The sequence below is a fragment of the Chamaesiphon sp. OTE_20_metabat_361 genome, from assembly GCF_031364565.1.
On record NZ_JANLWO010000501.1, the window covers coordinates 1 to 6,412 of the forward strand.

The 6,412-nt window shown below is 47.1% G+C and carries 6 protein-coding genes, 1 tRNA gene and 2 pseudogenes; 5 read left to right on the forward strand and 4 right to left on the reverse strand.

Annotated elements, in window-relative coordinates; translation table 11 throughout:
* Positions 1–308, forward strand: a pseudogene (locus tag RMO35_RS14615) (DNA mismatch repair protein MutL); the annotation flags it as partial.
* Positions 309–336: 28 nt separating this feature from the next.
* Here RMO35_RS14615 and RMO35_RS14620 read toward each other — a convergent pair.
* Positions 337–900 (reverse strand): annotated as a pseudogene (locus tag RMO35_RS14620) (Uma2 family endonuclease).
* A gap of 50 nt (positions 901–950) precedes the next feature.
* Positions 951–1,022, reverse strand: a tRNA-Thr gene (locus RMO35_RS14625).
* A 57-nt stretch (positions 1,023–1,079) separates the two neighbouring features.
* Between RMO35_RS14625 and RMO35_RS14630 the strand changes: the two genes are divergently transcribed.
* Positions 1,080–1,349: a DUF3493 domain-containing protein gene (locus RMO35_RS14630; protein WP_309742064.1), complete on the forward strand. Its 270-nt coding sequence runs from the start codon at positions 1,080–1,082 to the stop codon at positions 1,347–1,349.
* A 4-nt stretch (positions 1,350–1,353) separates the two neighbouring features.
* On the opposite strand, the gene RMO35_RS14635 is transcribed toward RMO35_RS14630, so the two are convergent.
* The gene (locus tag RMO35_RS14635) at positions 1,354–2,799 is read right to left on the reverse strand and encodes a DHA2 family efflux MFS transporter permease subunit (protein ID WP_309742065.1); all 1,446 of its coding nucleotides are present in this window, start codon (positions 2,797–2,799) and stop codon (positions 1,354–1,356) included.
* 110 nt (positions 2,800–2,909) lie between these two features.
* On the opposite strand from RMO35_RS14635, the gene RMO35_RS14640 reads away from it, so the two are divergent.
* Positions 2,910–3,077 carry a hypothetical protein gene (locus RMO35_RS14640; RefSeq protein WP_309742066.1) on the forward strand — a complete coding sequence of 56 codons (168 nt, stop codon included), beginning with the start codon at positions 2,910–2,912 and terminating at the stop codon, positions 3,075–3,077.
* A 293-nt stretch (positions 3,078–3,370) separates the two neighbouring features.
* Here the strand turns inward: RMO35_RS14640 and RMO35_RS14645 are convergent, their stop codons facing one another.
* The gene (locus tag RMO35_RS14645) at positions 3,371–3,691 is read right to left on the reverse strand and encodes a thioredoxin family protein (RefSeq protein WP_309742067.1); all 321 of its coding nucleotides are present in this window, start codon (positions 3,689–3,691) and stop codon (positions 3,371–3,373) included.
* Between the two features lie 167 nt (positions 3,692–3,858).
* Here RMO35_RS14645 and lpdA point away from each other — a divergent pair, with 167 nt between their 5' ends.
* Positions 3,859–5,292 (forward strand): dihydrolipoyl dehydrogenase, encoded by a 1,434-nt coding sequence (gene lpdA / locus RMO35_RS14650; RefSeq protein WP_309742068.1) that lies wholly within the window; start codon positions 3,859–3,861, stop codon positions 5,290–5,292.
* A gap of 256 nt (positions 5,293–5,548) precedes the next feature.
* Entirely contained in the window at positions 5,549–6,283 is a 735-nt protein-coding gene (locus RMO35_RS14655; protein WP_309742069.1) for a leucine-rich repeat domain-containing protein, read from the forward strand.
* Positions 6,284–6,412: the final 129 nt, after the last annotated feature.

A 6,412-nucleotide genomic window follows, 5' to 3' on the forward strand; every position in this document is an offset into this window, starting at 1 on the left:
GCTTATGGGCGATTCGGACGGCTCCCGCGCCCCTACTGATGCGGGAAGATCTCGCAGCGGCAATTACCGAACTCAGCCTAGGGGGAGACTTGCAAGCCGCTCAAGTTGCCGTCGCCTGTCGCTGTGCGATTCGCAATGGTACACCGTTAAGTCTACCAGAAATGCAAAGTCTACTCGATCGCTGGCAACGCACCCGCAATCCCCGCACCTGTCCCCACGGACGACCGATTTATTTAGCATTTAAAGAGAGCAGTTTAGCGCGATCGTTCCGCCGTCATTGGGTAATCGGCAAAAGTCACGGTATTTAAGACATTTATTTTTGTAACTACCTGATGATTAATCCCGCAGCCATCCGAATAAATCTCCTAAAGCGATCTGAAAATCTTTGGCAAATTCAGGCACTGGCAATACATCGATCTCTTCATCAAATACTTGGGTCGATCGATCTTTCGCTTAGACAAATACCGAGCGCTCTGCTGGATCTATCAGCCAACCCATTTGCGTCCCGCTTTGCAAGCAATGTAAAATATTTTTGGTTACTTTAGTCTGGCTTTGGTCGGGAGATAGGATTTCAATCGTCCAGTCTGGTGCAATCTCGAACACATTAGCAATATCACCATTTTCATCGCGAGGAATGCGATTGCTAGTAAATACTGTCACGTCGGGTACGATCGATCTACCGCCAAAGCTGCAACGAAGTTCTGGATAAGCACGCACTAATCGCTGAGGTTTAAAAGCCGAATTAATATTGGCAGTTAATTCTCCTTGAATTAAGCTGTGTTTTCCTTGTGGCATTGGCTTTTGAATGGTTTGACCGTTGATGAATTCATTTGCTGGCTTGGTTTCTGGCAGCAATAAGAATTCTGTTAAGGTCATGACTTTAACTGGCGATCGAACCATCTTGAGTCCACCTAGCATTCAATACAAAACAAAACTCGGATAAAATTTTAAGCCGATGGCGAGATTTGAACTCGCGACCAATTGATTACGAATCAACTACTCTACCACTGAGCCACATCGGCAGGATCGGGTAAAATTAATCTACCCAGCCAATTATTATAGATGGAATCGAGCACAAAATGACAGAATTACAGCCAAAACCCAAGCCTGATTCGATCGATCCCGTACTGTGGAGTCGGCTCCAGGCGGAGGCAAAATCGCCCTTTAGAGGCTTACGTCAGTTTGTGTATGCTAGTTGTGCCGCTTCTGGGGCAATTGGTGGCGTGGTGTTCTTTTTCAAGCTCTTAGCGGGTAGGGATCTCCAAACAACCGTTCCCAATCTGGGAGTGCAAATTGGGGTAGTTGCCTTGATGGTGTGGTTGTGGCGGATCGATCGACCCAAAACTTAGCAAGTTAGGTGCGATCTCGACTCTCCATCCACCACAATAATCCAGTCAGCGCCGCCGCGATCGCCAGTTGTAGCGCCGCAATCTGAAATGTCCCCTGAAACCCCCGTACGATCGCGTCCGGCGGGGCTAGAGTCAGATCGCGATTGGTACCAGCCAGGGCGATGGCGGCGAAGATGGCGGCGAATAGGGGCAATCCAGTGGTTTGTCCGAGCGTGCGCGTCAGGGAGAGCAATCCAGACGCAATACCCAAGCGTTGGGGCGGTACCGCACCCAAAATCGCCCCATTATTCGGCGATTGAAATATGCCCCAACCCAAGCCGAGGGGAATTACTCGCACCAGATAATCGAGATCGCGCATCTGAGCATCGAGCGTACTAACTGCCAAAGACCCGATCGTCATCAGAACTAAGCCAATTAACATAATACTCCGCGTCCCAAAGCGATCGCTCAAATTGCCTGCTAGCGGCGAGACTAAGCCGCCAATAACTGGGGTAATTGCCATAAATAATCCCACCCGCTCGATCGGGTAGTGCATCACTAATTGCAGAAAAAAGGGAATCAGCAACGAACTCCCACCCAATGCCATAAATACCAGCCACCCCGTTAATAAACTCAAGCTAAAAGTCTGAGAACGGAATAAACTAAAGTCCAGCATCGGTTGACTGACTCGATTTTCTAGGGTGATAAATGCCGCCAATCCGATCGCGGCGGTGCCCAATAAACCCAAGGGCAAACTACTCGTAAATCCATAACGTTGTCCCTCAGTCATCCCAACTGAAAAGCAGACTAAGACAATAGAAATTGATAGCGAACCCCAAAAATCAAATCGTTGCTGGTGAGTATTTCTTGGACTATTAGGGACATATTTATAAACTACAAAACTTGCGAGAATCCCGATCGGTATATTTACTAAAAAAATCGATCGCCATCCAGCAATTCCAATTAAAACACCGCCGACAGATGGCCCCAAAGCAATCCCCAAAGACACTACCGCGCCAATTACCCCGAGCGCTTTGCCGCGTTCGGCGGTCGGAAATACCTCGACAATAATTGCCGCACCCAGCGCTGAAATCATCACCGCGCCCAAACCCTGAAGCGCCCGCGCTCCAATCAATGCTTCGATCGAGGGTGCCAAACCGCACAACAACGAACTAATTGTAAATACAATTAAACCGCCTAAATATAGTGGCTTTTTGCCAAACATATCCCCCAATCTAGCAGCACCTAATACTAAAGATGTTACTACTAGGACATAGCTCAATCCCACCCATTGCACCGTTGCAAAATCGGTACGCAAATCGCTAATTAGAGTAGGTAGGGCGATATTGACAATACTAGTGTCGATCGTATACATCAATACACCCAAGCTAATCCCTAGCATCACTCGCCATTTGCCAACCGCTCGATTTTGGAGTGGATCTAAGTGTTGTTCTTCAGATTGATGATTCATTTAAGATCGGGTTGTGGCGATCGGGTGAGTATTTTTTACCATGAATAACTACTGGGGAGTACCGATTTCGATCGGCTGGTAAATATATTATTATCGCTCTTTTTTCTTAATTGTGGACTGGGAAACAACAAGTTGAAATTTTTTGTCGCGATCGTCAGAAATTACCATTGCTGGCGACTTTGTTTGGTAACGATCGTTTAAGCAGTCCTTTAATACCCGATCTCGAACGATCGGTAGCCGAAGTTTCGGCTCTCCAGCAGTTATGGCGATCTTATTGAAAGCGGATGCTAAGCTGTGCCTTTGTTTCCCGACGGTGAAGCTGCCCCAAATCACGCGGAGGTTCCCGACCCATGTGTTTGGGTCAAGACAGCGGCTCGCAGCCGGGAGGTTCCCTCCCGGATTATGCGGATGCGCGCTCGTCGGCTTTGCCGACGGTGTAGCGCACCAAGCAGCGAGACAAGACCGCGCACCCAGCAGGGGGTAACGGGTAAAGGGTAAAGGGTAAAGGCTAAGAAGGCACGCTCAATTAATATGTAATTTAGCCATTTCCCCCAAAATAGCAGGAGAGCCATTATTCTAGTAAATTAGTTAAGGCAAGATTGTATTCTTCATACTCTTTGACACCGAGAATAGTTTGCACTTTTTCACCTGCTTTAAAGTAGAGCACAACCGGGATATTTCTCAGTCCTAATTGTTTGGCAAACGGTCGGTTTACCTCAATATCTAGCTTAAATATCTGGGCGCGATCGCCGTATTCTGCCGACAAGCGATCGATCGATGGTGTTACCAATTTACAAGGGCCGCACCAGGGCGCAGTGCAATAGACAACTAAAATATTTGCCTCGGCTAATCGAGCATTAAATTCTGTTTCATCTGCAATAAATTCAGCCATGTGGATTTTAAATATTTTTAGTTATTAATAGCAAGCTTGAGCCAACTCTATCACGTTTTTATTATTACCAAACTGGCTACCATTCCCTACCGATCGACATCCAGCCTTTACAAGAGCGATCGGTCGGAGTCAAAATAGAGAGTCAGCATCAAAGAGGATCTAGCAACGTGAGTCAAGAATTTGACTATGATTTGGTAATTATCGGCGCGGGTGTCGGCGGACATGGTGCTGCGCTCCATGCTGTCAGTTGCGGTCTCAAGACGGCAATTATCGAAGCGGGAGATATGGGTGGAACTTGCGTCAATCGCGGCTGCATCCCCTCCAAGGCACTGCTGGCGGCGTCGGGGAGAGTTCGCGAACTAAAGAATGCTCATCACCTCAAGGCGATGGGGATTCAGGTCGATAATGTGAATTTCGATCGCGCGGGGGTTGCGGCTCATGCTAGTAATCTCGTCACCAAGCTACGCGGCGATCTGACGAATAGTTTGACGCGATTGAATGTCGAAGTGATTCGCGGCTGGGGTAAGGTGGTGGCATCCCAGAAAGTGAGCGTCACAACACCCGAAGGCGAGAAATTTATTACCGCCAAAGATGTGATAATTTCTTCCGGTTCGATTCCCTTTGTCCCGCCGGGAATTGAGATCGATGGTAAGACGGTATTTACCAGCGATGATGCGATTAAATTGGAGACAATTCCCCAGTGGATCGCGATTATTGGGAGCGGTTATATCGGCTTAGAATTTTCTGATGTCTATACAGCATTGGGTTCGGAAGTCACGATGATCGAATTTTTCGACCAATTGATGCCGGGATTCGATCTGGATATCGCCAAACTCGCCAAACGGATTCTCATCGATCCGCGCGACATCGACGCTCGCCCTAGCTTACTCGCCAAACGCGTCATCCCCGGTTCGCCAGTCGTCATCGAACTCGCCGACGCCAAAACCAAAGAAGTCGTCGAGATCCTAGAGGTCGATGCTTGCCTCGTAGCGACAGGTCGGATTCCCGATACCAAAAACCTCAACCTCGAAGCTGTAGGCGTCGCCCTCGACCGTCGCGGCTTCATTCCGGTCAACGATAAGCTAGAAGTCTTAATCGATGGTGAACCCGTCCCGCACTTATGGGCGATCGGCGATGCGACCGGTAAAATGATGTTGGCTCACGCCGCCTCCGCTCAAGGGATTATCGCCGTCGAAAATATCTGCGGTCGATCGAAACAAGTCGATTATCAAAGCATCCCCGCAGCGGCATTTACCCACCCTGAAATCAGCTTTGTCGGGATGACCGAAACCCAAGCCAAAGAAGCCGGAACTGCTGGCGGTTTCGAGATCGCAGCGGTGAGAAGTTACTTTAAAGGTAACTCTAAGGCAATTGCCGAAGGTGAAGCCGATGGGATGGCGAAGGTGATTTATCGCAAGGATACTGGGGAAGTATTGGGTACCCACATTATCGGTTTACATGCGGCGGATCTGATTCATGAAGCGTCAAATGCGATCGCGCAACGCAATTCGGTACAGAATCTCGCCACCTACGTTCACGCTCATCCTACTCTGTCTGAGGTCTTGGATGAAGCCTATAAACGTGCGGCGGGAGTTCACTAATTGCTAGCTTCGATCGGCAACCGCCCTCGAATGAATTCGGGGCTAATAGCGAAAGTCCACTGAAGTGGACTGTAAGAAGATTGGTGGTTTAGGGAGTTCATTTCAATGAACTTTGGCAGGTTAGCCCGAAATTCCATTTCAGGGCGGTTATCGATCGAAGCAATTCGATTTACATTATTTATCTTATCGGGGTGTCTTTTGCAGGCACCCTTAATTTTTGGGTATTTTAAGATGATGGGATATGGGAGGATCGATCGTGACTGAAGAAGAGTTAGCAAAAATAATTGAGAAGGCGGGAATCTATGGAGATGAAAAACTATGGTTGGCAAATAATCAACTTACCAGTTTGCCAGAAAGTATTGGATCTCTATCTAACCTCAACATTCTATATGTATGGGGAAATCAACTTACCAGTATACCAAAGAGCATTAGCAATCTCACTAATTTAAGTATCCTAGACTTAAGTGGCAATCAATTTAGTTATTTACCAGACAGTATCTGTAATCTTGCTAATTTAGACAGCTTAAATTTAATTGAAAACCAACTTACTAATCTCCCTGTAAGTATTGTTAATCTCTCCAACCTTACTGAATTACAGCTAGACAAAAATCCTTTGAGCGATCTGTCAATTTTACAAGATTTACCAAAACTAGTAGATGTTCTATTTCTAGGTACTTGGATTCCTCGTAAATATTGGACAAAATTGAGTGAGTGGGAATGCGAGTGGATATTAGAGGAAGAGAATGTCACAATCAAACACGTATTAATTCAGCAGATTGGTTATGAAAGAATCTGCAAGGAATTAAATGCTATGGAGCTAGATAGTTGGCGAGAATATACGCTGCTTGAAATTGATGATATCGATCGGGTTTATGTTCGAGAGATTGCAGAGCCAATAATCCTACTCAAGATGACTTGTCCATCGACGGGACATATCCATATCCTCCGCGTACCACCAGAAATGACCAGTGCCGAAGCTGCGATTACCTAGGTAAATCATGGCATTCATCCTGACGAATTTAGCATACAGACTTGAATCGATCTTAGCTCCGTGCGAGTACCGCCCACGATTGAAATCGGGGCTAGTGGCGCAAAGTCCGCCTACGCGGACTAATTAATT